The sequence below is a fragment of the Rhizobium lusitanum genome (assembly GCF_014189535.1).
Classification (GTDB): Bacteria; Pseudomonadota; Alphaproteobacteria; order Rhizobiales; family Rhizobiaceae; genus Rhizobium; species Rhizobium lusitanum_C.
In genome coordinates, this window is sequence record NZ_CP050308.1 from 1,755,194 (window position 1) to 1,781,074 (window position 25,881).

The 25,881-nt window shown below is 60.6% G+C and carries 23 protein-coding genes and 2 pseudogenes; 7 read left to right on the plus strand and 18 right to left on the minus strand.

The features are described from left to right. Positions 1–3: 3 nt before the first annotated feature. From HB780_RS22235 to HB780_RS22265, 7 genes are all read right to left on the minus strand, one after another. On the minus strand, positions 4–1,077 hold the full coding sequence (locus tag HB780_RS22235) for a Gfo/Idh/MocA family protein (RefSeq protein ID WP_183696657.1): 1,074 nt from the start codon (positions 1,075–1,077) through the stop codon (positions 4–6). Between the two features lie 121 nt (positions 1,078–1,198). Next, positions 1,199–1,528, minus strand: a complete 330-nt coding sequence (locus tag HB780_RS22240; protein WP_183696660.1) for an L-rhamnose mutarotase — start codon at positions 1,526–1,528, stop codon at positions 1,199–1,201. 14 nt (positions 1,529–1,542) lie between these two features. After that, positions 1,543–2,655 carry a mandelate racemase/muconate lactonizing enzyme family protein gene (locus HB780_RS22245; protein WP_183696662.1) on the minus strand — a complete coding sequence of 371 codons (1,113 nt, stop codon included), beginning with the start codon at positions 2,653–2,655 and terminating at the stop codon, positions 1,543–1,545. A 16-nt stretch (positions 2,656–2,671) separates the two neighbouring features. Next, positions 2,672–3,769 (minus strand): ABC transporter ATP-binding protein, encoded by a 1,098-nt coding sequence (locus HB780_RS22250; RefSeq protein WP_183696666.1) that lies wholly within the window; start codon positions 3,767–3,769, stop codon positions 2,672–2,674. A 4-nt stretch (positions 3,770–3,773) separates the two neighbouring features. After that, entirely contained in the window at positions 3,774–4,640 is an 867-nt protein-coding gene (locus tag HB780_RS22255; protein WP_183696669.1) for a carbohydrate ABC transporter permease, read from the minus strand. A 2-nt stretch (positions 4,641–4,642) separates the two neighbouring features. After that, the gene (locus tag HB780_RS22260; protein ID WP_183696673.1) at positions 4,643–5,536 is read right to left on the minus strand and encodes a carbohydrate ABC transporter permease; all 894 of its coding nucleotides are present in this window, start codon (positions 5,534–5,536) and stop codon (positions 4,643–4,645) included. A gap of 181 nt (positions 5,537–5,717) precedes the next feature. Next, positions 5,718–7,034, minus strand: coding sequence for an ABC transporter substrate-binding protein (locus tag HB780_RS22265; RefSeq protein ID WP_183696676.1), 1,317 nt, complete (start codon positions 7,032–7,034; stop codon positions 5,718–5,720). A 156-nt stretch (positions 7,035–7,190) separates the two neighbouring features. Between HB780_RS22265 and HB780_RS22270 the strand changes: the two genes are divergently transcribed. The 4 genes from HB780_RS22270 to HB780_RS22285 all read left to right on the plus strand — a co-directional run bounded on the left by HB780_RS22270 (position 7,191) and on the right by HB780_RS22285 (position 10,654). Next, the gene (locus tag HB780_RS22270) at positions 7,191–8,009 is read left to right on the plus strand and encodes an IclR family transcriptional regulator (protein WP_183696679.1); all 819 of its coding nucleotides are present in this window, start codon (positions 7,191–7,193) and stop codon (positions 8,007–8,009) included. A 63-nt stretch (positions 8,010–8,072) separates the two neighbouring features. After that, a complete protein-coding gene (locus HB780_RS22275; protein ID WP_183696682.1) occupies positions 8,073–8,909 on the plus strand; it encodes an amidohydrolase family protein in 837 nt (278 codons plus the stop codon). Positions 8,910–8,940: 31 nt separating this feature from the next. Continuing rightward, on the plus strand, positions 8,941–9,486 hold the full coding sequence (locus HB780_RS22280; RefSeq protein ID WP_047525024.1) for a MaoC family dehydratase: 546 nt from the start codon (positions 8,941–8,943) through the stop codon (positions 9,484–9,486). A gap of 1 nt (position 9,487) precedes the next feature. Next, entirely contained in the window at positions 9,488–10,654 is a 1,167-nt protein-coding gene (locus HB780_RS22285; RefSeq protein ID WP_183696685.1) for a CaiB/BaiF CoA transferase family protein, read from the plus strand. Positions 10,655–10,720: 66 nt separating this feature from the next. On the opposite strand, the gene tal is transcribed toward HB780_RS22285, so the two are convergent. After that, positions 10,721–11,686 carry a transaldolase gene (tal, locus tag HB780_RS22290; protein ID WP_183696687.1) on the minus strand — a complete coding sequence of 322 codons (966 nt, stop codon included), beginning with the start codon at positions 11,684–11,686 and terminating at the stop codon, positions 10,721–10,723. A 503-nt stretch (positions 11,687–12,189) separates the two neighbouring features. Here tal and HB780_RS22295 point away from each other — a divergent pair. Next, a complete protein-coding gene (locus HB780_RS22295) occupies positions 12,190–13,179 on the plus strand; it encodes a sugar-binding transcriptional regulator (protein WP_183696690.1) in 990 nt (329 codons plus the stop codon). 274 nt (positions 13,180–13,453) lie between these two features. Here the strand turns inward: HB780_RS22295 and HB780_RS22300 are convergent, their stop codons facing one another. Together HB780_RS22300 and HB780_RS22305 are read right to left on the minus strand one after the other, a co-directional pair. Beyond that, positions 13,454–14,326 (minus strand): methylated-DNA--[protein]-cysteine S-methyltransferase, encoded by an 873-nt coding sequence (locus tag HB780_RS22300; protein ID WP_183696693.1) that lies wholly within the window; start codon positions 14,324–14,326, stop codon positions 13,454–13,456. A gap of 123 nt (positions 14,327–14,449) precedes the next feature. Further along, entirely contained in the window at positions 14,450–14,953 is a 504-nt protein-coding gene (locus HB780_RS22305) for a DUF2244 domain-containing protein (RefSeq protein ID WP_183697371.1), read from the minus strand. 58 nt (positions 14,954–15,011) lie between these two features. Here HB780_RS22305 and nth point away from each other — a divergent pair, with 58 nt between their 5' ends. Further along, positions 15,012–15,755: an endonuclease III gene (gene nth, locus HB780_RS22310; protein WP_286203162.1), complete on the plus strand. Its 744-nt coding sequence runs from the start codon at positions 15,012–15,014 to the stop codon at positions 15,753–15,755. A gap of 17 nt (positions 15,756–15,772) precedes the next feature. Here nth and HB780_RS22315 read toward each other — a convergent pair whose 3' ends face one another. Then, positions 15,773–16,486, minus strand: a complete 714-nt coding sequence (locus HB780_RS22315) for a sulfate transporter family protein (protein ID WP_183696699.1) — start codon at positions 16,484–16,486, stop codon at positions 15,773–15,775. Positions 16,487–16,739: 253 nt separating this feature from the next. On the opposite strand from HB780_RS22315, the gene HB780_RS22320 reads away from it, so the two are divergent. Further along, on the plus strand, positions 16,740–17,591 hold the full coding sequence (locus tag HB780_RS22320) for a MurR/RpiR family transcriptional regulator (RefSeq protein ID WP_183696702.1): 852 nt from the start codon (positions 16,740–16,742) through the stop codon (positions 17,589–17,591). A gap of 16 nt (positions 17,592–17,607) precedes the next feature. Here the strand turns inward: HB780_RS22320 and HB780_RS22325 are convergent. From HB780_RS22325 to HB780_RS22355, 7 genes and pseudogenes are all read right to left on the minus strand, one after another. Continuing rightward, a pseudogene (locus tag HB780_RS22325) lies at positions 17,608–19,190 on the minus strand (FGGY-family carbohydrate kinase). Between the two features lie 20 nt (positions 19,191–19,210). Next, on the minus strand, positions 19,211–19,885 hold the full coding sequence (locus tag HB780_RS22330; RefSeq protein WP_183696705.1) for an HAD family hydrolase: 675 nt from the start codon (positions 19,883–19,885) through the stop codon (positions 19,211–19,213). A gap of 99 nt (positions 19,886–19,984) precedes the next feature. Next, positions 19,985–21,467, minus strand: a pseudogene (locus tag HB780_RS22335) (mannitol dehydrogenase family protein). 124 nt (positions 21,468–21,591) lie between these two features. Then, a complete protein-coding gene (locus tag HB780_RS22340) occupies positions 21,592–22,590 on the minus strand; it encodes an ABC transporter ATP-binding protein (RefSeq protein WP_183696708.1) in 999 nt (332 codons plus the stop codon). An 11-nt stretch (positions 22,591–22,601) separates the two neighbouring features. Next, positions 22,602–23,444: a carbohydrate ABC transporter permease gene (locus HB780_RS22345; RefSeq protein WP_183696711.1), complete on the minus strand. Its 843-nt coding sequence runs from the start codon at positions 23,442–23,444 to the stop codon at positions 22,602–22,604. A 1-nt stretch (position 23,445) separates the two neighbouring features. Next, positions 23,446–24,318: a carbohydrate ABC transporter permease gene (locus HB780_RS22350; RefSeq protein WP_174013814.1), complete on the minus strand. Its 873-nt coding sequence runs from the start codon at positions 24,316–24,318 to the stop codon at positions 23,446–23,448. A 142-nt stretch (positions 24,319–24,460) separates the two neighbouring features. Continuing rightward, on the minus strand, positions 24,461–25,777 hold the full coding sequence (locus HB780_RS22355) for an ABC transporter substrate-binding protein (protein WP_183696713.1): 1,317 nt from the start codon (positions 25,775–25,777) through the stop codon (positions 24,461–24,463). Between the last annotated feature and the right edge of the window lie 104 nt (positions 25,778–25,881).

Genomic DNA, 25,881 nt, shown 5'->3' on the forward strand with positions numbered 1-25,881 from the left:
GACTTACACCTTCGGAAGTTCGGCAATCGGCGTCGCCGGAGCGGCACTCGACTGATAAGCGGCCTCGACCAGCGCCATGGTCTGCCAGGCATCCTCAACGGAGCCGACCAGCACCTTGTCCTCGCCCGAGGCGAAGCGCTGCAGATTGGCCATGCGGTTGACGAAAGCGTCCGGAAACCAGGCGCCTTCGAGCTTCACCTCGACCCACTCACTGCCACCATCAGGCTTAATCCATAGCTCGTCCGGCTCGCCGCGCGGATAGTCGAGATTGACGCCAAGCTTGACATAGGCCGCACCCTTGGTTCCCGAGATGCGGAACTCGCAAGCCTGGAACTTACGGCCAAAATCATGATCGTGATTGACAGAGAGCACGCAGCGCACCCTGTCGCCATAATCAAGGATCGCGGCCGTGCGCGTCTGCGCCATCTCATGGTTCGGATGGCCGATAGTCTTGGCATGCACGCCCTTGGGATTGCCGAGCAGGCCACGGATGAAATCGAGATAGTGGATCGAGTGCATCGCGATCTCGATGCGCGGTAGCCCCTTGAGGAACGGCCAGAGCCCCCACGGCGTCGCCAGCGCCAGCCAGGCGTCGAAGTCGATGACCTCGCCGAGATAGCCCTTCTCGACCGCATCATGAAGCGCCAGCATCATCGGCGCGAAGCGAAGCTGGAAATTCACCGCCGCTTTGATGTCCCGCTCGCGGCAGACCCTAAGTATCTCCGTCGCCCCGGTGAGATCGCCGCCCATCGGCTTCTGGATCAGAGCAAAGGAACCGCGCGGCAGCTTGGCAAGAATGGCGGCGTGGGCGGCGGGCGGCGTCGCCAGATCGAAGATCGCCCCTTCAACAGCCAGCACCTCGGCCTCGGTCGTGAAAACCCGGATGCCCCATTGATCCGCCAAGGCCTGCGCCTTTTCCGCATTCGGATCGTAAAGACCTACGACCGGAAAGCCGCCCTTCTTGTAGGCCGGCAAATGGGCATCGCCGACGATGCTGCCAGCGCCGAAGATCACGATGGGACGCGGGGCATTGGGCTTGGGCCACCATTGGCGGAGGGATTGGGGATCGAAAGTCATTACACCCTCCCCTTGAGGGGGGAGGGTCGGACCAAAGGTCCGGGGTGGGGTGATCCCTCCTGGCGCGACGAAGAGCGGCATGCGTGTCCCGAGCATCACCCCCACCCGCGCGTTCCGATGTCTAATCAAGATGAAACACCTCCTCCATCATCGCCCACCACTCGCCCTCTTTGCGGGTCTCAAGCGGCTTCTGGCAGGGAATGCAAACCGACCACCATTCCTGGTTCTTCGGGCTCGCCGCCATCTTGGCCATATCGGCCTCGAAATCCGTACCGACATATTCCCAATAGCCGAAGAGCAGGTTTTCCGGCTCTTTCAGGAAGATCGAATAGTTGGTGATGTTGCAGTCGGTGATCAGCGCCAGGATCTCGGGCCAGACGGCCGCATGCAGGCGCTTGTATTCCTCGATCTTCGACGGCTCCAGGCCGATCACCATTCCCATGCGCTGCATGATCGTGTCCTCCCTCAGCTGTGAATCTCTCTGGTGAACTCGCTGATCGAACGCGCCTTCACCGCTTCCCAATCCCAGGCAATGCCGATGCCCGGCTCAGAGGGTGCGAGTGCCTTGCCGTCGACGATCTCCATGCCCTTGGTGGTTAGATCGTCGAGCTGCGGGATATATTCGACATATTTCCCGTTCGGCACGGCGCAGACGAGGCTGACATGCAGTTCCATCAGGAAATGCGGGCAGACGGGAATGTCGAAGGCTTCCGCCGCATGCGCCACTTTCAGCCAGGGCGTGATCCCGCCGATGCGGGCGACATCGACCTGGACGATCGAGCAGGCGCCTTTCTGCATGTACTCGCGGAAATGCCGGATCGAATAAATGGATTCCCCAACCGCGATCGGCGTCGGCGTCGAGCGGGTCAGGCGAATATGGCCATCGAGATCGTCGGCCGGCAGCGGCTCCTCGATCCAGGCAAGATCGAGCTCCTTCAGCCGCGCAGCCCGGCGGATTGCCTCATCGACGGTAAAGCCCTGATTGCAGTCGGTCATGATCTCGAAGCTGGACCCGAGCGCCAGACGCATGGCCGACAGACGATCATAATCCTCCGAGCCATGCGGCTTGCCGATCTTCACCTTCGAGCCTGAGAAGCCCTTGGCCTTCGCCTGCAAGGCGTCCTCGACCAGGGCTTGCCTGTCGATATGCAGCCAGCCGCCCTCGGTCGTATAGAGCGGGCAACGATCCCTGGCACCGCCGGCGAGCTTCCAGAGCGGCAGGCTTTGCTTTTTGGCGCGCAGGTCCCAAAGGGCGGTATCGACAGCGGCGAGCGCCAGCGCCGTGATCGCACCGATGGTCGTCGCGTGGGTGGCAAACTCCATTTTGTGCCAGATCGCCTCGATGCAATCGGCATCCTCGCCGATCAACAGAGGTGCCAGATGATCCGACAGTAGCCGCATCACCGACGAACCGCCGGTGCCGATCGTATAGCTGTAGCCGGTGCCGACTGCGCCATCTGAATCGGTGATGGTGACGATCGGCGTTTCCTGGCTGACGAAGCTCTGGATCGCATCCGTCCGCTTTACCTTCGGCGGTAGGTCGACCATGCGCAGTTCAATTTTCTCGATGCGGGCCATATCTCGCCTCCCTCGCTCAGAGCGCCAGGCTCTTGCCGGTTTCGATGGAGAAGAGATGTGCCTGGCTGAGATCGAAGCTCATCTTCAGCTGCTCGCCGCTTTTCAGGCCGCGTGGATTGAGCATGCGCGACACCCATTCGCGGCCGCCGAATTCGACGAAAACAAGGGTTTCGTTGCCGAGCGGCTCGGTGATGGAGACGGGCAGCGTCACCTCATGCACCGCTGCCTCTGGACCGGAATGCAGGCCGTGGCCAGTGGGGAAAATATCGTCCGGGCGCAGGCCGAAGGCGACCTTCTCGCCATCCTTCACCCGGTCCGTAAACTGGCTCGGCAACGGCAGCCTGTCGCCATTCTCGAACACAAGCGCGCCGGCAGACACCAGTGCCTCCTCGATATTCATCGGCGGCGAGCCGATGAAGCCGGCGACAAAGCGGGTGGCCGGGCGCTTGAACACCTCGTCCGGCGTGCCGACCTGCTCGATATAGCCGTCACGCATGATGACGATGCGGTCGGCAAGCGTCATCGCTTCCACCTGGTCATGGGTGACGTAGATCACCGTCGATTGCACCTTGGCATGCAGCTTCTTGATCTCGGTGCGCATCTGCGTGCGCAGCTTGGCGTCGAGGTTCGACAACGGCTCGTCGAAGAGGAAGACTTCGGGCTGGCGGACGATGGCGCGGCCCATGGCGACACGCTGGCGCTGGCCGCCGGAAAGCTGCGCCGGGCGGCGATCCATAAGCGTATCGAGGCCGAGGATGGCAGCCGCCTCGTTCACGCGCTGGTCGATCTCCGTCTGTGGCTGCTTGGCAATCTTCAGCGAGAAGCCCATGTTCTCGCGCACGGTCATGTGCGGATAAAGCGCATAGGACTGGAACACCATGGAGATATTGCGATCACGCGGCGGCAGGTCGTTGACGACGGTATCGCCGATCTCGATCGTGCCGTCGGAGATGTTCTCGAGACCGGCGATCATGCGCAGCGTCGTCGACTTGCCGCAGCCTGACGGCCCGACCAGAGCGATAAACTCCTTGTCCTTGATATCAAGATCAATCCCGTGGACGATTTCCAGGGCACCGTAGCGCTTGACGAGTTTTTTGAGCGAGACCTGAGCCATGGGATCAACCTTTGACCGCACCGAATGTCAGACCTGACACCAGATGCTTCTGAATGATGAATGTAAGTGCGAGCGCCGGAACGATCATCACCACGGCGAGGGCACACATGCCGCGCCAGTCGATGGTGAATTCGGCCGTGTAGTCGAGCAGGCCGACCGGCAGCGTCTTGGAATTGACCGAGCGCGTCAGCTGCGAGGCCAGCGCATATTCGTTCCAGCAGGTGAGGAAGGCGAAGATGCCGGCGGACGCGATGCCGGGGCCGGCGAGCGGAAACTCCACCTGCCAGAAGGCCTGCCAGCGCGTGCAGCCGTCGATCTGCGCGGCTTCCGCGAGATCCTTCGGCACCTGCCGGAAGAAGCCGTCGATCAGCCAGATGGTGAAGGGCACGTTCAGCGCGACATAGGTAAGGATCAGGCCGAAATGCGTGTCGATGATGCCGAGCCGCGCATAGACCATGAACAGCGGCAACGAGAGGGCGACACCCGGCACGGAGCGCGTCAGCATCAGGCCGAGGAACACGGTCGACTTGCCGGTGAAGCGGAAGCGGGCGAAGGCATAGCCGCCGGACATGCCGATGATGAGCGCGATGGCGGTCGAGGTGATGGAGATCACCAGCGAATTGCGGAAATAATCCCAGACAGGAATGCCACCCTGCCCCGCGCCGCTGAACATGGCGCGATAGGCTTCGAGCGAAAGTTCCTGCGGGATCCAGACCGGCGGTTTCGCCATGATCTCGACCGTCGGGCGCAGAGAACTCAGGATGATCCAGAAGCCCGGCAGGCAGATGATGAGCATCGCGATGAAAAGGCCAAAGAGATAGGCGACTTTTCCGATGCGGCGGCGCAGGCGTTGTTCGGTGTTGCGATCCATGATTACCACTCCGCTCCGATCTGGGTGCGGGCAAGCGCCAGCTTACGGAAGAAATACACTGTGAAGGCGATCGACAGGAGGATCGAGACATAGGCCATAGCGTTGGCGAGACCCATTTGCGCGTCGGCATAGGCCGTGCGCCCGACCAGCGTCCAGATAAGCTCCGTGCGCCGCGCCGGGCCGCCATCGGTCATGATCTTGACGATGTCATAGGCGCGGGCGACGTCGAGCGAACGGATGGTCATGGCGATGAAGGCAAAGGGCATCAGGAACGGCCAGGTAACGTAACGGAAGGTCTGCCAGCCCGTACAGCCATCGACTTTCGCGGCCTCCACCGGCTCCTGCGGCATGGCGAACAGACCGGCGAGGATGAGGATGGCGAAGACGGAGGTGGACGACCAGACTTCCGCGACGATGATCGAAAACAGCGCCAGATTGCCGTCGATCAGCCACGGAATGGCATCATTGGTGATACCTAGCGACTGCAAGGCATTGTTGATGACGCCGACATTGTCGTTGAACATGAACTTGAACTGGAAGCCGACGAGCACCGGCGAAAACATCATCGGGAACATCATCAGCGTGCGCAGGATGCGCTTGCCGTGGGTCGCCTTGTTGACCAGGAGCGCCAGGCCGAGGCCGAGCAGCATTTCCAGATTGAGCGCGATCGTCAGCAGCACGACGGTCCGCACGAACGCCGCCAGGAACACCGGATCGGTCAGAATGCGGATGTAGTTGCGCAGACCGATGAAGGTGAAGAGCGTCGACGGCCGCGTCAGGCGAAACGGCGTGAAGCTGGAATAGAAGGACAGAAGCAGCGGAAACAGCACCACCGCCACAAGCACGATGATCGCTGGAAGAAGCAGCAGGACCGGTGGGGATATTTTCTTGAACATGGTTTGCACCTGTCGGCATTCCTCAGCAGCGTGGCCCTGACTGCGTGAAATGCGATTACGTGGGGCCGAGAGGCCGGATTGACGTCCGGCCGGACAGACCAGCCCCAAAAAGGCGCAGGTCATAGGCATTTTTCAAAGACATCCCGCACCCGTTTCCGGGCGCGGGACCTGATTGCATCGATCAGAGCGAACCGGCATCCTTCAGGACGTCGGTCGCCTTTTGCGCGGCCGTGTCGAGCGCTTCCTTGGAGGTCTTGTCGCCGAGGATGGCGGCCTGAAGCTCAGGATAGACGACGTTGGAAATCTCGATCCACTGCGGCGTGCGCGGAACCGGGAAGGCGTATTTCATCGATTCCTGGAAGGTGCTCAGCACTTCCTTCTTGTAGGGATCGGACGCAGCCTGCTGGATGTCCCATTCCCAGACCGCCTTGCGGGTCGGCAGCGTGCCGTTGGCGGCTTCGAGCTTCTGCGAATCGTCATTGGTCAGGAACCAGACGAGCGAGGCAGCCGCGTCCTTGTGAGCGCAAGCCTCGGTCACCGAGAAGCCGTGATGGCCGGACCAGCCGGTATGCTTGCCGGACGAACCGACGGGCTGCACGACGACGCCGACATTGCCGGCAACCTTCGAGGATTTCGGATCATTGAAATAGGTCGCCCAGCCCGGCCAGTCGAGATCGAGAGCGACGGTGCCCGAGGCAAAACCGGCGCCGAGATCGTCCCAGAGATAGTTGGTCGTGCCGACCGGAACGGCCTTCGCCTTGTACATGTTCACGAACCAGTCGAGCGCGCGCACGCCGGCTTCGGAATTGAAGGCCGGCTTGCCGTCCTTGTCGAGATATTCGCCACCTTCCGCAACCAGCATTTCAAAGAAGCGACCGTTGATTGCCTCTTCCTTGCCGGGGAATTGCGTGCCGAAGAAATTCGGCGGATTGGCAAAGAAAATCGCCTGATCCGACACTTCCTTCCAGGTCTTCGGCGGCGAGAGATCGTAGCCGTACTTGGCCTTGAACGCCGTCTTCTTCGCCTCGTCGCTATAGAGGCTCTTCTGGTAGTAGAGCGCCGAAACGTCGAATTGCGCGCGCGGCAGCATGATCAGCCGTCCGTCGATGGTGGATGCCCCAATCGTCGAATCGACGAACTGGGCGATCTCCTCCTTCGGCAGCAGTTTGCCGAGATCGGTATAAAAGTCGGGATACTGCGGCGCAAAGGACGAGTGGTTCGAGCCGACACACCAGGAGATATCGCCCGACGCCATGTCCGACTTGATTTCCTTGTCGAGCTCGAAATGGTTCTTCTTGGAGAGGATATTGACCTTGGCGCCGGTCTCCTTCTCCCACTCGGTAATGCGCGCATAGAGCGGCTCATATTGCTGGCCGCCGATCAGCTTGGCATCGATCGTCACGCCCGGAAACTTGCCGGGCAGGTCGGCGGCAAAAGCCGCGGTGCTCGCGAGCAATGCCAATATGCCGGCGGCAAGACCGGCCTTCAAATTCCTCATCGTCATTCCTCCCTAAAGAACCGGACTCCCCGTCCGATCGCCCTTACGACCCAAATATGGATCATTGATTTATATGTAAACATCATATTCATTGGCCGTCAAGCCGGGATCAACGGCGCTTGCAAATCGCAATCATTCACATATGAATGATGATTCATGTTCATTGATGAGAGGCCCGCCGTGACCATTGAAGACGAGAGCGATCGATATCGCGCCCCGGCGCTGGACAAGGGCCTCGATATTCTGGAGCTGCTGGCGCGCATCGATGGCGGGCTGACACAGGCGGAAATCGCCAAGGCGCTCGGCAAGAGCCCGAACGAATTCTACCGCATGCTCGACCGGCTGGTGCGGCGCGGCTACGTGCAGCGGCAGGACGGCGACCGCTTCTATCTGACGCTCAAGCTCTTCGGCCTGGCGCATTACCACGCGCCGGTGCGCCGGCTCGTTTCCTTCGCCACGCCGCTGATGCGCGAATTCTCCAACCGCGCCGAACAGGCCTGCCATCTGGCGATTTTCGATCGCGGCTCCGTCGTGGTCATCGCCCAGCAGGATTCGCCGACCTATTGGGGCATCTCGATCCGCGTCGGCGCCCAGATTAACCTGTTCAACACCGGCTCCGGCCATATCCTGCTGGCCTTCCGCGACGAAAAGCAGCGCCAGATGATGATCAACGAGCAGCGCCGCCAGCAGGACGAGGAGAACGACCAACCACCGGCCGATCTCGACGACAGGCTGCGGGTACTCCGCGACAAGGGATTCGAGACCATGGACAGCTTGCAGACCAACGGCGTGCGCAATATCTCCGCGCCGATCCTGGCCATGGACGGCAATGCGCTGGCCGCACTCACCTGCCCCTATATCCAACCGGTCAATCCCAACGCGCCAACCTATGATCAGGTCATCGACTATGTGCGGGAAGCGGCGAAGCAGATTTCCGAAACCGTGGTCGGCACAGTGGATACCAGCGAGCTATAATTTTTATTTGAATAAACTATTCTTCTGTGAGTATATGTTGGCCAGCATGATGGGAGGATCGCCATGCTTTTCGATAGCCACCTGCACATCGTCGACCGCGAGAAACTTGGATATCCCTGGCTGGAAGGGGCCGGCGCGCTAAACCGCGACAACCTTTACGAGGACTATGCCCGCGAAGCGCATCGCTGCGGGATTACCGACACACTGCATATGGAAGTCGATGTCGCAGAGAGCGATATCGAGCGGGAAACGGACTATGTCAAAGGCTTGAGTCAAAAGCCCGGCAGCCTGCTCCGCGGCGCCATCGCCGCCTGCCGCCCCGAAAGCAAGGATTTTCCCGCCTATCTGGAGCGCGTGCTCGCCGACCCCTTCGTCAAGGGGTTCCGTCGCGTGCTGCATGTCGTGCCGGATGACGTTTCCGAAGGTGCGCTCTTCCGCGAAAACCTGAAACGGATTGCCGGCACCCGCCTCACCTTCGATCTCTGCGTGCTGCCGCATCAGATTTCCAAGGCAATCGCGCTCGCCGACCTCAATCCCGACGTTCAGTTCATTCTCGACCATTGCGGCGTGCCCGCGATCAAGAAGCAGCTCAGCGAGGTCTGGTCCTCGGGAATAACCGCGATTGCCAGGCGCCCGAATGTCGTCGTCAAGATTTCCGGCATCGTCGCCTATGCCGATCCAGACAGCTGGACCGTCGACAGGCTGCAGCCCTTCGTCGAGCATTCGATCGCTAGCTTCGGCTGGGATCGCGTGATCTGGGGCAGCGACTGGCCGGTCTGCACGCTGGGTGGCGGCCTCTCCACCTGGGTCGCCGCGACGCATGCGCTGATGCAAGGAACAAGCGCCGACGAACGCGCCCGGCTCTATCAGCGCAACGCCAAGCGTCTCTGGTCTCTCTGAGCGCCCGGCAACATCACCGAAAGCCCATGCCATGACTGCCACCGTCGGCATTTCCAGCACCCATCCGAAGACCATGCCGGCCGGCCATGCCGATATCCCCGTCTGGAACTCGGAAAACTGGTTCTATGAGGATTTTGAGATCGGCCACAAGATCCGCTCGCTGCGCCGCACGATCTCCGAAGGTGAATCCCAGCAGTTCAACGCCCTGGTGCTCGACATGCACCCCTATGTCAGCGACCAGATTTTTGCCGAGACGGAAGGCCTGTTCGGCAAGCGACTGGTGGCCGGCGCTTTCGTCTTCTCCGCCGGCCTCGGGCTGGTTGCCACCAACTGTATCAACGCCTTTTCCTATGGCTATGACAGGCTGCGCTTCATCAAGCCCACCTTCATCGGCGACACGATCTACACCATCCGTACCAACCTGGATAAGCAGCCGAAATACCGGGATCTCGGGCTGATCCGCTCGTCCTATGAGGTCTTCAAGGGCGAAGGCGAGCTGGTTCTTTACTGCGAGCATATCCAAACCGTGCGCTACAAGGACGGCCGTCCCGCCGACGCTCCTGAATTGAAGGGCTGAGATGACCGAGGAACAGAATGAGGGTTTGCTTGCCGGCATAGTGGTGCTCGATATGAGCCAGTTCCTGGCGGGGCCGATGGCAGCACTTCGGCTCGGCGATCTCGGCGCGCGGGTGATCAAGGTGGAGCGCCCCGACGGCGGCGATCTTTGTCGCAGGCTCTATCTCAGTGATACCGAGATCGGCGGCGACTCGACGCTGTTCCACGCCATCAATCGCGGCAAGGAAAGCTTCGCGATCAACATGAAGGACGAGGGCGATCTAGGCGACCTCAGGGTGCTGATCGAAAAGGCCGACGTCATCATCCAGAATTTTCGCCCCGGGGTCATCGAGCGCCTGGGCCTCGACTATGCCTCAGTCACCGCGATCAATCCGCGCATCGTCTATGGCAGCATCACCGGCTACGGCCCGGACAATGAATGGCGGCATTTTCCAGGACAAGACCTGCTCGCCCAGGCCCGCTCCGGCGCCATGTGGCTGAATGGCGAGGCCGATGACGGCCCGGTGCCCTTCGGCCTCGCGGTCGCCGACATGCTGGCCGGCAATCTCATCGTCCAGGGCATTCTCGCCGGCCTCGTGCGGCGCAGCGTCACCGGTCACGGCGTCCATGTCGAAACCAGCCTGCTTGAAGCGATGATCGATTTTCAGTTCGAGGTGCTGACGACCCATCTCAACGACGGTGGCCGCCTGCCGAAAAAGTCCTCGGTACGCAATGCCCACGCCTATCTCTCGGCCCCCTACGGCGTCTATCACTGCGCCGACGGCTGGCTGGCGCTCGCCATGACGCCGCTACCAAAACTAGCGCCGCTGCTCGACCTGCCCGCACTTGCCGATTACACGCCGGACGAAGCCTTTTCCCTGCGCGACGAGATCAAGAGCCTGATTGCCATCCGCCTGCATCAGAAGACGGTGGCAGAATGGCTCGCCATCCTCGAGCCCGCCGATATCTGGACGACGGAAGTGCTGGATTGGCCGCAGCTGCTCGAAACTGCCGCCTTCCGCCAGCTCGACATGCTGCAAACCGTGACCCGCGACGACGGCATTTCCGTTCGCACGACGGCAAGCCCGATCCGCGTCAATGGCCAGCGCCATAAAAACGATCTCGCCGCCCCGACGATCGGCAGCGGCTCAGAGAAGATCCGGGCGGAATTCGCAATCAGCGCCGACTAGACACAGCCAAAGAAAAAGCGCGGCCACCCTTCGGTAGCCGCGCCTTGTTCATCTCAGTCCAACTGCTTATGCAGCGGCGAGCTGCAGTTCCTTGCTGACCATGGCGCGAAGCGTGCCGAGGTCCTTGGCGAATGCGCGGATGCCTTCGGCGAGCTTTTCGGTCGCCATTGCATCTTCGTTCATCTGCCAACGATAGGTCTTTTCATCGACGATGATCTTGGCGACGGAGGTCTTGTTTTCCGGCGAGAGCTTGCGCTCCAGCTTGCCTTCGTCCTTGGCGAGCTCGTCGAGCAGGTTCGGGCTGATCGTCAGGCGATCGCAACCGGCCAGAGCTTCGACTTCGGCAGCACTGCGGAAGGAGGCGCCCATGACGATCGTCTTGATGTCGTTGGCCTTGTAGTAATTGTAGATTTCGCGAACGGACAGAACGCCCGGATCTTCTTCCGGGGTGTAGTCCTTGCCGGTCGACTTCTTGTACCAGTCAAGGATACGGCCGACGAAGGGCGAGATCAGAAAGACCTTGGCGTCGGCGCAGGCGACGGCCTGAGCCTTGCTGAAGAGCAGTGTCAGGTTGCAGTCGATGCCTTCCTTCTGCAGCACTTCCGCGGCACGGATGCCTTCCCAGGTGGAAGCGAGCTTGATCAGGATACGGTCGCGCTCAATGCCGCGCTCCTTGTAGGCGGCGATGATGGCGCGGGCCTTGGCGAGCGATGCTTCGGTATCGAAGGACAGGTCGGCGTCAACTTCGGTCGAAACACGGCCGGGAACGAGGCCGGACAGCGCGGAGCCAACGGAGATCGCCAGACGGTCGGCAACCGCAGCGGCAACTGCATCCGGCGTGCCACCCTGCTTCTTGCCCCAGGCGACGCCTTCCTTGATCGCGTCGGCGAACATCGGCGTGCCCAGCGCCTTCAGGACGATGGTGGGATTGGTCGTGCAGTCGACCGGCTTTAGACGGGCAACCGCCTCGATGTCACCGGTATCGGCCACGACCGTCGTCATAGCGCGAAGTTGGTCAAGCTTGGATGTCATGATACCTATCCTTGTTGAATTGAGCCCATTGGGTTGGGAAATTTTGACCGGCGATTCCGTCCGGTTCGATGGACGACACGAAGACTGCGAGCGGATCGCGCCGCACTGTCACCCATGCCTCGGTAACGGCGGAAACAGCGCGATGGTTCCATTTCCGGTGAACGGTCAGAGCCGCGAAGAAACAACTTTCCGGGAACAGCCTTTTCGCCGGATGAGCGCGCCCTATATGGCTCTCTGCCCGGCCAAGCATTTCCACGGCGCAGCACTTGCACATTGCCCTCCTCGATTGGACAAAGACCGTATTCCTTAGGGCGACTATCATCAATCCCGCCGGGAAAAGTCAAGCGACATTTGTGCATTTCAATTGACATAAGTTTCAAGCCATAGAATATCTCCATGCGAAGAGCCGATCTCGCCGCCCCTGCCATGTGCTACTGCGGCGACCCTGGTTGCCTGCGTTCAATCAAGCAGAATGGGCGGGCGAAAATCTTGCTGGAGGACCTGTGGCCAAACTCAGACGCGGGACACACACTGCCTATTCCGAGACGGCGTCTCTGCGGCTGCGCGCCGCCTGGCTCTACTATAATCAGGGCCTGACACAGAAGGATGTCGCCGAGCAGCTCGGCATCAGCCGCACCACCGTCATCCGCCTGCTGGACGAGGCGATGCGCCGCAGCGAAGTGCAGATCTGGATCAACGAAGGCATTGATGACTGCGTCGAACTGGCGATCAAGCTGGAGCGCATTTACGGGCTGGACGAGGCGATCGTCGTTCCGGCACCCGCCGGTGGCGACGTCAATGCCCAGGCGAAAAGCGTCGGCCTGGCGCTCGGCCAGTTTCTGACCGAAGCGATCCCCGACAATTACACGATCGGCGTCGGCTGGGGCCGGACGATGACGGCTTCGCTCGCCAGCTTCCGCCCGCCCCGCCGCGACAATTGCAAGGTGGTCTCGCTGCTCGGCGGCATCGTCGCCGTCCACCAGACCAACCCGATCGACTACACCTGGCGCCTGGCAAGCCAGCTCGGCGCGGAATGCTATATGTTCCTGGCGCCGCTTCTGGTCGATTCCATCGAGACCAAGCGCAATCTGATCGAAAAATGCGGGCTGGAAGCGATCTACCGGCTGGCGGAAAACCTCGATCTCGCCATCGTCAGCTGCGGCGACATCGGTCCGCAATCCACTTCGCTATCCGAAGGCTTCATCTCGAAACGGGAGCTGGATCAGCTGATCGAAGCCGGCTGCGTCTGCGACACCATGTTCAATTTCCTCGACGCCCAGGGCAATTCCGTCGACCACCCGATCAACAAGCGCGTCATGTCCGTCGATCTCGATACGCTGAAGAAGGCCAAGCATATCGTCATCTCCTCCGGCGGCGCACACCGCGCCCAGGCGATCAGCGCCACCATCAAGCGCATCGGCTGCAACACCCTGATCACCGATGAAAGTGCCGCCAAGGCGTTGTTGCAAATGGCGGTGGCGAAGGCGGCTTGAGGGCGGCTCGACCATCAGCTGCGAATTCATGGAGAGTGCATACCCCCTCTGTCGCTTTCGCGACATCTCCCCCACAAGGGTGGAGATCGTTTGGAATTTGCCGCTACTCGTCTCTAAAACAACAAACCGCAGCGTCAACAGATTCGATGTTTGCTTGAGGCAGGCAAGCACCACGAGTTACCAATCTCCCCCCTTGTGGGGGAGATGTCACGAAGTGACAGAGGGGGGGTACCAGAGGCGCGGCAAACTCAATGCTGCTCTGTACGCGCAACCCTCAAGCCTGCCCCGTTTCCCAGCCGAGCATCGCCCGCTTGCGCGTCAGGCCCCAGTGATAGCCGGTAAGATCGCCCTTCTTGCCGAGCGCGCGGTGGCAGGGAACGACGAAAGAGACCGGGTTGCGGCCAACAGCCGCGCCGACGGCCCGCATTGCTGTCGGCTGGCCGATATCCCTGGCAATATCGGAATAGGTGACGGCGCGGCCCATCGGGATCTTCAACAGGCTTTCCCACACCCGCACCTGGAAATCCGTGCCGATCAGCACCACGCGCAGCGGCTGGTCGCTCGTCCATTTAGACGGCTCGAAAATCCGGGCCGCATAGGGCACGGTCGCCTGCAGGTCCTCGACATATTGTGCGTTCGGCCAGCGGCAGGTCATATCCTCCAGGCAGGCCTTCTCATCGCCGGTATCGCTGAAGGCAAGGCCGGCAAGACCACGGTCGGTGACCATGATCAGGGCAAGGCCGAACGGCGAGATGTGAAACCCGTAACGAATGACCAGCCCGCCGCCCTTCGCCTTCCATTCGCCGGGCGACATCGCCTCATGCGTAACGAAGAGATCGTGCAGCCGGCTTGGACCGGAAAGCCCGACCTCGAACGAGGTTTCGAGCAGTGGCAGATCTTCCTGGCGCAGCAGTCGCTTGGCGTGATCCAGTGTCACGGCCTGCAGGAAGGCCTTCGGCGACAGGCCGGCCCAGCGGGTAAAGGTCTTCTGCAACTGGGTCGGCGATTGCCCGAGCCTGTCGGCGATCGCTTCCAGCGACGGCTGGTCGCGATAATCCTCGGTGATGAGTTCGATCACGCGGCGGACGGTATCGTAATCCGGCCCTTCCGGCGTGATGTCTTTCTTCAACTGTGCGATGGCATTCATAATCTTTCTCCTTGGAAAGGAGAACACCATGAAGAGAGGACCAAAACCACCCGTTTCTTGCGCAAAGGCTTGATCCCGAAAAGTGTGAAGCGGTTTTCGGACAAGATCATGCCCGCAAACGAACTATATCCTTTGGGTCACGGTCGCCAGCGCGCGCTTGAAAGCCTTGGCAAAACTCTCGCGGTCTTCCGGATTGAGGAAGGAGCCGACATCCGTGTCATGGCTTCTGTCGCGGACATGCATCGACACCACGCCGATCTCGCTATGGCGGCGAACAAGGAAGCGTGTCCAGAAGGGATTGAAGCGATGCTCGATCATGCGCCCCGACGGCGAGAACTTGCGGATCGAGACATCGGTGCGCGACACCGTCACCTCTTCCCGCACCCGCCCCGAACGGTAATTCAGCCAGAAGGCGCCGTAGAGCAGGAAGAAGTCCGCACCGAAGAAGATGCCGATCGGCCATGCGCCGCGGATGACGAACAGGATGCCATAGACCAGGCAGAACGTCCCCATCAACGCCAGCATCACCCTGAACCCCTTTCGCCCCAGGGAGCGATGAGGAAACAATTCGGCGGCAAAAACCGGCCTGCTGTTGTCGGCGCCGGGATCGGCGTTGCGTTCCATCATGGGTCTTGAGTATAGGTCGTTCATGGCAAACCCCAAGATCAAATCCAGCGCCCAAAACATGAAAAAGTCAAATGCGACCGCAAGCCTCAAGCCGGCTTTCAAGTGTCCCTACTCCAAGGCTGAGTTGGAGCAGATTTTCCGCCGCTTCTCCATTCAGCGGCCGGAGCCGAAGGGGGAATTGGAGCACGTCAATCCCTTCACCCTCGTTGTCGCCGTGGCTCTCTCGGCGCAGGCGACCGATGTCGGCGTCAACAAGGCGACCCGCGCCCTCTTCGCCGCCGCCGACACGCCGCAGAAGATGCTCGATCTCGGCGAAGACCGCATCCGCGACTATATCAAGACGATCGGCCTTTACCGCAACAAGGCAAAGAACGTCGTGGCGCTGTCGGAAAAGCTGATCACGAACTTCGGCGGCGAAGTGCCGCGAACCCGCGAGGAACTGATGACGCTGCCGGGCGTCGGCCGCAAGACCGCCAACGTGGTGATGTCGATGGCCTTCGGTGAAGCGACGCTCGCTGTCGACACCCATGTTTTCCGCATCGCCAACCGCCTGCTGCTGGCGCCCGGCAAGACGCCGGACGAGGTCGAGCAACGGCTATTGAAGGTGATCCCGGATCAATATCTCTACCACGCGCATCACTGGCTGATCCTGCACGGGCGCTATGTCTGCAAGGCGCGAAAGCCGGAATGCGAGCGCTGCGTCATTGCCGACCTCTGTCGCTCACCGGAAAAGATCTGCGATGTGCCGGCACCACTGGTCGAGCTACCGCAGCAGCTGATCACCGCAGAGGCCGCCGATTAGGGTAGCGACCGCAGCAGTCACCCGCGCCGAACCGCTTCCTTCCGCGAAATCAGCTTGTGCAGATGCACCATCATCCCAGCGGCAAACAACGGCGTCAGAAGATTGAGCAGGGGAATGGCGAGGAAGGCAGCGATCACCAGCCCTGCAAGAAAGACGGTGATCGCATGCTTGATGCGGAACTGCCGCGCCTCGTCCGGCGAGCGAAAGCGCATGGCGGCAAACTCGAAGAATTCGCGGCCGAGCAGATAGCCGTTGACCAGGAAGAAGGCGACAAGATTGACGCCGGGAATGAAGAGCAGAAAGAGCGCGATGATGTTGCCGACGATCACGATGCCCAGAAACTTCAGCGAACTCTTCATCGCCGGCCCGAAGGGTAGAGCCTTTCCGGGCGGATCGGCCGGATAATCCCGCTTCTCCACCACCTCGGCAACATCGTCGAGAAACAGGCCTGCGATCAGTGCCGTCACCGGCGCGATCAGCAGCGCCAATGCGAGCGCCAGACCGAGGCCAGCCAAAATCCCCAGGAACAAGGTAAGCCAGCTCGTCCAATCCGGCGCTGAGGGCAAGAAGCTCTGCAGCCAGGGCAACACGACGGCCACGAAGGTGCTGTTAAGTGCAAACCAAAGAGCGAGAAGCGCCAGCAACGTCAGGCCGAGCACCTTCCAGAAAACCTTACGCGTTTCGGCGGCGAAGAGATTGGCGAGGGAAAGGCGCGCGGCATCAATGATCATTCGCTCTTGTCTCCTGGGTGATTGTCCGAGAGGTAGGTAACGATTGCAAATATATCAATATCTTCCCGCCATACGGGCGCGATTGCCACAAGATTGAATTATTGTAATAAAGTATTCTCTAATATATTGTGAGCGTCATACTAAAAACAACAACCTAGGCATGATCGACGACTTCGATAACCTGCACGCCCGCCGATTGTTCCCGCAATCGGTGCGATAGCAGATCGGATGAACCGCTAGCGAGGCGCAACATTTGGAAGACCTTGGTCACAAGCTTAGACAGTATATGAAAAGCGGCACTCCCGCCGAGCGCCGAATAGCCAAGTATTTTTCCGAACACTTGAACGAGTTACCTTTCGAAACCGCCTCTTCCGTGGCCGACCGACTGGAGTTGAGCCCGATGACCGTCGGGCGCTTCCTGCGCTCACTCGGCTACCAGGGCCTGGACGGGATCAAGATACACCTGAAAGAAAATGTAGCTCCGGTGACGCTACAATTGTCGAGCCTTCTGGAGCAGTTGCAGAAGGATGCACAAGAGGGTCGCCGGATCGCCGGTCAGATCGTCGAACAGGTCGAGATGCTGCAGCATCTCTACAATCTCGCCGGCCAGTCGCAATGGCTGGACGCCGTGACGGCAAACCTGTCCTCCAGCGAAGTTTTCGTCGCCACGCATCTTAGCCTTGCGGGCCTTGGCCGCCATTTTTGCGATCGTCTCGAATTCGCCCGCGACCAAGTGCATTTCCTCGACGGTGCCAATGGCAGCTATATCCAGCTGCTGGGCCGCCAGGCAAACGACGCGCTGGTGGTGATCATCGACTCTCCCCGTTTCATTACATCGCGGCTCTTGGCGCGTTCCGCGCGCCGCGCCGGCTACAAGGTGTTGCTGATCACCGGCCTATATACCGAATGGGCGCATGAATTCGCCAACATCACCCTCTCACTACCGCCCCTGCGCGTCGGTAGTCGCGACGATTTCTCGGCGATAACGGCGCTCCTGGAATGTCTGGCCACGGCCGTCATCCAGGCGGCGGGCGAAGAGGCGGAAACCCGCAGGCGAAAGATCGAAGAGCTGGAAGGGATGTTCACCTACGCACCGCTTCGGTAAGACGACCGACGGCGGGTTATTCCATCGAATCCAGCTCGGCGCGGTGGCGATACATGGCGAGAAAATGCCGGTAATCGCGATCATAGAGTGGTTTCTTTTCCCGGTTCGGAAGGCGTTCATGACCGCCGGGATACATGGCCGTACCCGCGGCTGCGAGGTTCTCGTAAAGCCCGCAGGAGACCGAAGCCGCCATTGCCGTTCCCAAAAGCACCGCCTCGTTCATCTTCGGCACCACCACCTTGCAGCCGGTAACGTCGGAATAAAGCTCCATGAGCACGGCATTCTTCACATGGCCGCCGGCGACATGCAGCGTATCGGGCACATAGCCATAGTCATGCATCTTCTCGAGGATATGGCGGATGCCGAGCGCTATGGCGACGCTGGTGCGCCAGTAGAGACGGCAAAGGCCATCGAAGGAGGTGTCGAGCGTCAGGCCGCTGATGACGCCGACCGCATGCGGATCGGCAAGCGGCGATCGGTTGCCGTGAAAATCCGGCAGCACATGAAGGCGCTCGGCAAAGGCATCACCCTCGGCAGCCCTTAGTTCCGCAATGCGCCGGACGATGCGATCATGCAGCGCCGCCGTCGGTTCGCCGCCGGCCGCATGCATGTTGACGATATGATCGAGCAGCGCACCGGTTGCCGACTGCCCGGCCTCGGCCAGCCATGTGTCGGGGAACACAGCTTCGTAATAGGGACCCCATAATCCGGTACTGCGCTTGCGTTCGCGCGAAAAGGCGACGATGCAGCTCGACGTGCCGGCGATCAGCGTCAGTTGACGCTCCAGCGCATCACGGTCGCCGGCATGGCCGCCAAGTGCACCAAACGCCCCGGCATAGGCGTCAACCATTCCCGCACCGACATGGCATTCGCGGTCGAGCCCCAGGGCTTCGGCCGCCTCCCCGTCAGCAGCCCGACGCTTTGCCCGACGGGCGCGGTCTCTTCCGGCAGGTTGCCGCGTTCCCGCAGATCGCCAAGGCCGATCACATCGAGGAAATCCGCCTGCCACCCCGGCCTGCGATGGGCGAGATAATTCCATTTCGCCGTCAGCGTGCAGCGCGAACGCGCCAGCGAGCCGGTCGCTTTCCAGGTCATGAAATCGGCGAGATCGAAGAAGTAACCGGCCATGGCCCAGCTCTGCGGCAGGTTTTTCTTCAGCCACATCAGCTTCGGCATCTCCATCTCCGGCGACATGAACTGGCCGGAATGCTCGAGAACCTGATGCTTCGTCGCCGTACAGAAATCTGCCTCGGCAAGTGCCCGGTGATCGAGCCAGACCATGGTGTCGAATCGGTCCTCACCGCCGGTCGAAACCGTCAGCGGATTGCCCTCTATGTCGCGCACGACCAGGGAACAGGTAGCGTCGAAACCGATCGCGCCGATGACGGAGGGGCTGACGCCGGAGGTCGTAACCGCGCTGCGCACGGCAGCACAGACCGCAGCCCAAATATTTTCGGAACTATGCTCGGCGTGGTTCTCACGCGGGCGGTTCATGAGGATCGGATGTTCGCCCTTTGCAAGCAGGTCACCGCGCGACGTGAACACGCCAGCACGCGCGCTGCCAGTGCCGATATCGACCGCAACCACGTGATCACGCATCAAGAAGGAGCCCCGTCCACTTATGTCTTGTTGCGGACAAGGTGTATCAAATCCGGCATCGCGTCAAACACGACTTCGGGCGAAAGTCGCTCCAATTCTGCCCTGTAACTCGGCGAATGGGCATGCGAACCGCCGGTGAAGGCGAAAACTGTCATGCCGGCCGCCCTCGCCGCCATGATGCCGGCCGGGCTATCCTCGATAACGATACAATCTTTCGGCGCGACCCCCATTTGCTCGGCGGCATAGAGGAAGAGATCGGGTGCCGGCTTGCCGCGCTTGACCATGCTGGCACTGAAAATACTCGGCTCCAGCCGTTCGAGCAGGCCGGTCACGCCAAGCGAGAGCCGAATGCGCTCCAGTTGGCTGGATGAGGCGACGCAACGTGGAACAGCGAGTGCGTCCAGGGTCTCGGCAATACCGTCGATCGGCTTCAACTCGCGGCGGAAGCGGTCATAAAGGTCGTTGCGGATGCGATCGAGAAAGGCCTGGTCGATGAAGACGTCGAACTCGGTCTCCAGCGTATCGACGAGCGTGGCAAGGCTCTTGCCGAGAAAGCGGCTGTAAATATCCTCCTCGCTCATATCAACGCCGACATCGCGCATGGCATCGATCAGCACGCTGACAGACAACGGCTCGCTATCGACAAGCACGCCATCGCAGTCAAAGATTACGAGCCCCTTCTCCGCATTCGTCATCGCAGATCCAACCCGAACCCTGTTTCGGCCACGTCTCTTGCGAGCGCCGGCCTTGCCATAAAAATCGGCCGGGACTTGAGCGCCCCGGCCGATAGATAATTACTCCGCGAGTTTGTCGTCGAGGTATAGCTGCAGGGTGGCGCGGGTGCCCTTTTCCCACAGCGTTTTTAGCGCATGCGCAAAGCGCTTGCGGAAAAGATCCGATTTGGCGACCTCGCCGAAGATATCGTCGAAGACGAGGAAGGCGTCCGGATCATCCTTGGCCTTCAGCGCCGCCGCATGCAGCCGGTCGGCACTGGCATCGTTGAAAACGATGTCCTGGCCGCTATCGGTCTTGCCGGCGAAGTAGCGGCACCAGAGCGCCGAGACCAAAGCGAGACCGACGACATCCTCCTTGCGGGCGAGACGATCGGCCGTCGACGGCAGGATGAACTTCGGCTGGCGGTTCGAGCCATCCTGCGCCAGGCGCGGAATGGTGTCGGCGATCTTCGGATTGGAGAATCGGTGTTCGATCAGCTTGAAATAATCGGCCAGCACCGTGTTCGGCACCGGTGGAATGACGGGAATGATCTCCTCATTCTCGAGCTTGGCGAGATAGGCGCGGATCAACGGCTCCTCCATCGCCTCATGCACGAAATGCACGTCCATCAGCGCCGCGGGATAGGCGATGGCCGCATGGCCGCCATTGAGAATGCGGATCTTCATATGCTCATAGGGCGTGACATCGGGAACGAAGGTGACGCCGACTTTTTTCCAGCGCCGGCCGGCCGGCCGGGAAGTTGTCTTCCAGCACCCACTGCTTGAACTCTTCGCAATAGACCGGCCAGTTGTCCTCGATATCGAAGGCGCTTTTCAGGAGATCGATTTCGCGTGCGCCGGTTGCCGGCGTGATGCGGTCGACCATGCCGTTCGGGAAGGCGACATTGGCGGCAATCCAGTCGGCGAAGGCCGGATCGGAAAGCTTCGCCGTGCCGACGACCGCCGCTTTGGTGACGCCGCCATTGTGGGGAATATTATCGCAGGACATGACGGTGAACGGCTGCAGGCCGGCGGTGCGGCGAGCCTTGAGGCCCGCGACAACAAGACCGAACACTGTCTTTGGCGCATCCGGGTTTTGCCCGTCGGCAACGATGGCGGGGTGAGCCGGATTGAACTTGCCGGAGGCGTCGATGAAGTAGCCGCCCTCGGTGATCGTCATCGAGACGATGCGGATCGAGGGATCGGCAAGCTTGGCGATGATCGCCTCGGCGTCGCCGACCGGCAGGATGTCGACCATCGGCGCGGTGACGCGGGCGGCCGTACGATTGTTGTCCTGCTCAACCACCGTCGTCAGGAAATCCTGGGCGGCAAGCTTTTCGCGCATGGCAGCATCCGAGGGCAACACGCCTGCGCCGATGATCGCCCAATCGTGGTCCTGGCCGATATTGAAAAGATCGTCGAGATAGATCGCCTGATGGGCGCGATGGAAATTGCCCACACCGAAATGAACGATGCCCGCCGATAGCGACTTCGGATCATAGGCCGGAATGGCAGCGGTCGCGGCCGCTTCCTGAAGCGTTGCGAGCGATAATTTGCACGTCATGTTTCAAGTCCTTCTGAAAGGTCTTTTTGCGCCGGATGGCTTGGGAGGCCCGCTCCGGTGGGGATGACCCCGGCCCGCCTGTATCGACAGAAGCGGGCCTGGGGTTGATTGGCACTCGCCCGGCTTAGATCGACAGCCCCTTTTCATCAAAGCGATGGATTCGGGTTTTGTCGGGCGTCATATAGACGGTATCTCCGGCACGGGCTGGGAAGTCGCCGGTTCCTCTGGCTGTGATGGGGCCGATGCCATCGGCCTCGATATGCAGGAAGGTATCGGAGCCGAGATGCTCGGCAACGGTCACCCTGCCCTGCCAGTCGCCGCTTTCAGTCGACAACAGCACATGTTCCGGACGAACGCCGATCGTGTCGGCGCCGAGGTTCTGCGCATAGGTGCCCTTGACGAAATTCATCTTCGGCGAGCCGATAAAGCCGGCAACGAAGAGATTGCGCGGGCTCTTGTAGAGCTCCAGCGGCGAGCCGACCTGCTCGATATTGCCGCGGTTCAGCACCACGATCTTGTCGGCCATGGTCATGGCCTCGACCTGGTCATGCGTCACATAGACCATGGTCGTCTTCAGCTGCTGATGCAGTTCGCTGATTTCCAAACGCATGTTGACGCGCAGCGCCGCATCGAGGTTCGACAAGGGCTCGTCGAACAGGAAGGCCTTGGGCTGGCGCACGATGGCACGGCCGATGGCGACACGCTGACGCTGGCCGCCGGAAAGCTGGCGCGGCTTGCGCTCCAGATATTCCGTAAGATTAAGGACATGCGCGGCGTCAGCGACCTTCTTGTCGATTTCCGCCTGCGGCATGTTTGCCATCTTCAGCGGAAAGGCGATGTTCTTGCGAACGCTCATATGCGGATAGAGCGCATAGGACTGGAACACCATGGCGAGGCCACGCTGGGCCGGCGCCAGATTGGTGCCGTCCTTGCCGTCGATCAGAATCTGACCACCCGAGACGTCCTCGAGGCCAGCGATCAGACGCAGCAACGTGGATTTTCCGCAGCCGGAAGGGCCGACGAACACGACGAATTCGCCTTCGTTGATCTCGAGGTCGATGGAAGGAATGACCTTGGCTTCGCCAAAGACCTTAGAAACCTTCTTAAGGACAATGCTACCCATGTTTCTCTTCCTTACTTAACCGCGCCGAAGGTCAGGCCGCGTACGAGTTGTTTCTGGCTGAACCAGCCGAGGATCAGGATCGGGGCAATCGCCATCGTCGATGCTGCCGAAAGCTTGGCGTAGAACAGGCCTTCCGGGCTGGAATAGGAGGCGATGAAGGTGCTGAGCGGTGCCGCGTCGACCGACGAGAGATTGAGCGTCCAGAAGGCCTCATTCCACGACAGGATGATGTTGAGCAGCATCGTCGAAGCCAACCCCGGGATCGCCATCGGCGTCAGCACGTAGATGATTTCCTTTGCCAGCGACGCCCCATCCATCCGGGCCGCCTCGAGGATCTCGCCGGGGATTTCCTTGAAGTAGGTGTAGAGCATCCAGACGATGATCGGCAGGTTGATCAGCATCAGCACGACGACCATGCCGAGACGGCTGGCGAACTGATTGTTGAGCAGGCCAAAACCCTGGAACAGCAGGTAGATCGGGATGAAGGCACCGACCGGCGGCATCATCTTGGTGGACAGCATCCACATCAGCACGTCCTTGGTGCGCTTGGTCGGCGAGAAGGCCATGGCCCAGGCGGCGGGAACGGCGACGATCAGACCTAGGATCGTCGAACCGAAGGAGATGATGACCGAGTTGGAGAAATGGAGGAAATAGTTCGAGCGCGACTGCACCTCGAAGTAATTCTCCAGCGTCCAGTGGAAGAAGAGGAACTGCGGCGGCGAAGCGATCGCGTCGCCTTCCGACTTGAAGCTCGTCAGGATCGTCCACAGGATCGGGAAGAAGATGAGGAGCGCGACGGCCCAGGCGGCGACCGATACGACCACCTTGCGCCGTGTAGAGACATTGCGTGCCATCTTAAGCCTCCAGGTTCTTGCCGACCGCACGCATCACGAAGATCGCGACGATATTGGCCAGAATGACGGCGATGATGCCGCCCGCCGATGCGCCGCCGACATCCTGCGACAGGACAATCTGCGAATAGACGAGATAGGTGAGGTTGGTCGTCGCCGTGCCGGGGCCGCCATTGGTGGTGACCAGGATCTCGGCGAAGGCGGAGAGCAGGAAGATCGTCTCGATGAGGATGACGACGGTGATCGCGCGGGCCAGGTGCGGCAGGGTGATGTAGATGAACTTCGAGACCGGGCCGGCGCCGTCCATTTCGGCGGCTTCCTTCTGCTCTTCATCCAGCGACTGCAATGCCGTCAAGAGGATGAGCGTTGCGAAGGGCAGCCACTGCCAGGCGACGATGATGACGATCGAAAACAGCGGCACGGTCTCAAGCCAGGTCAGTGGATCGAGCCCGAAGAACTTGAACAGATGTGCCAGGAGCCCGTTCACCGGGTTCATGAACATGTGTTTCCAGATGAGGGCGGCGACCGTCGGCATGACGAAGAAGGGCGCAAGCACCAGCATGCGGACAATGCCCTGGCCGAAGATCGGCTGATCGAGCAGGAGCGCCAGGGCAATGCCACCGACCACGGTGATGACCAGCGCGCCGCCGACCAGCAGCAGCGTCACGACCAGGGAGTTGAGGAAGGCAGGGTCGGTGACGAAGTATTCGTAGTTGAGCAGCCCGATGAAGTCATGCGCACCGGGAGACAGGAGATTGTAGTTCAGCGTCGAGAAGTAGATCGTCATCACCAGAGGGACGATCATCCACGCGAAGAGCAGCAAAACCGACGGCGTCATCATGACGCGGGCAGCAGAACGGGTGTGTAACGTTGCCATGGCAAGTACCGACCTATCTTTTGAGCGGGAAAGGTGGCCGTAGACCGGCTGGATAAAGGGGCCGCCGAAGAGCATTCAGGCATTCGGCGGCCAAGGGAAGGAAGCACCCGAAGGCACTTCCCGCCATCCCTCAGAAGGTTGATTATTTCGGATAACCAGCCTTGGTCATTTCGCGTGTGGTCAGCTGTTGCGCGGCCTTGAGAGCGGCGTCGACGGTGATCTGGCCGGCAAGGGCAGCGGAGAACTGCTGGCCGACGGCGGTGCCGATGCCCTGGAACTCAGGAATGGCCACGAACTGGACGCCGACATACGGGACCGGCTTGACGGTCGGGTGGGTCGGATCGGCCGAGTTGATCGAGTCGAGCGTCATCTTGGCGAAAGGAGCAGCCTTCTGGTAATCCGCATTCGCATAGAGCGAAGAACGGGTGCCGGGAGGTGCATTCAGCCAGCCTTCCTTCTCGGCGACAAGGTTGGTGTAGTCCTTGCCGGTTGCCCAGGCGATGAACTTCTCTGCAGCTTCGGTCTTCTTCGAGGAAGCCGGGATGGCGAGGTTCCATGCCCAGAGCCAGTTGCCGCGCTTGCCGAGACCATTATCCGGCGCCAGAGCGAAGCCGACCTTGTCGGCCACCTTCGATTCCTTCGGGTCGGACACGAACGAGGCAGCAACCGTCGCGTCGATCCACATGCCGCACTTGCCGGTCTGGAACAGCGAGAGGTTCTCGTTGAAGCCGTTGGACGAAGCACCCGGAGGGCCGGCGTCCTTCATCAGCTTGACGTAGAAGTCGAGCGTGCTCTTCCATTCCGGCTGATCGAACTGCGGCTTCCACTTCTCATCGAACCAGCGGGCGCCGAAGGAGTTCGCCGTTGCCGTCAGGAACGCCATGTTCTCGCCCCAGCCGGCCTTGCCGCGAAGGCAGATGCCGTAGACTTCATGGCTCTTGTCGGTGATCTTGCGGGCAGCATCGGCAATAAAGGTCCAGGTCGGCGCGTCCGGCATCTTAAGGCCGGCCTTGTCGAACAGGTCCTTGCGGTACATCACCATCGAGCTTTCGCCGTAGAACGGAGCCGCATAGAGCTTGCCGTCCGTGGTCAGGCCGCTGCGGATGGCCGGGAGAAGATCGTCGACGTCGTAGGTCTTGTCGGCGGTGAGCTTGTCGAGCGGCGCCAGCCAGCCGAGCTTGCTCCAGATCGGCACTTCATAGGTGCCGATCGTCAACACATCGTATTGGCCGCCCTTGGTCGCAATGTCGGTCGTGACCTTCTGGCGCAACACGTTTTCTTCGAGAGTAACCCACTGAAGGTCAATGTCCGGGTTCTTCGCTTTGAAAGCATCCGTAAGCTTCTGCATACGGATCATGTCGCCGTTGTTAACCGTCGCTATCGTCAGCGTTTCGGCAGAGGCCATTCCGGCAAACATCAGGGCCGAGCAGGCGCTCAGCAGAAAAGTTTTCAATTTCATATCTTCCTCCCCAGAAGATCAAATCTGAGCATTCGCTTGGCTCATGGGCAATTACTCATCCCTTGCGACAAAATGTCAATGCGGATTCGTTGCTGCGATGCCGA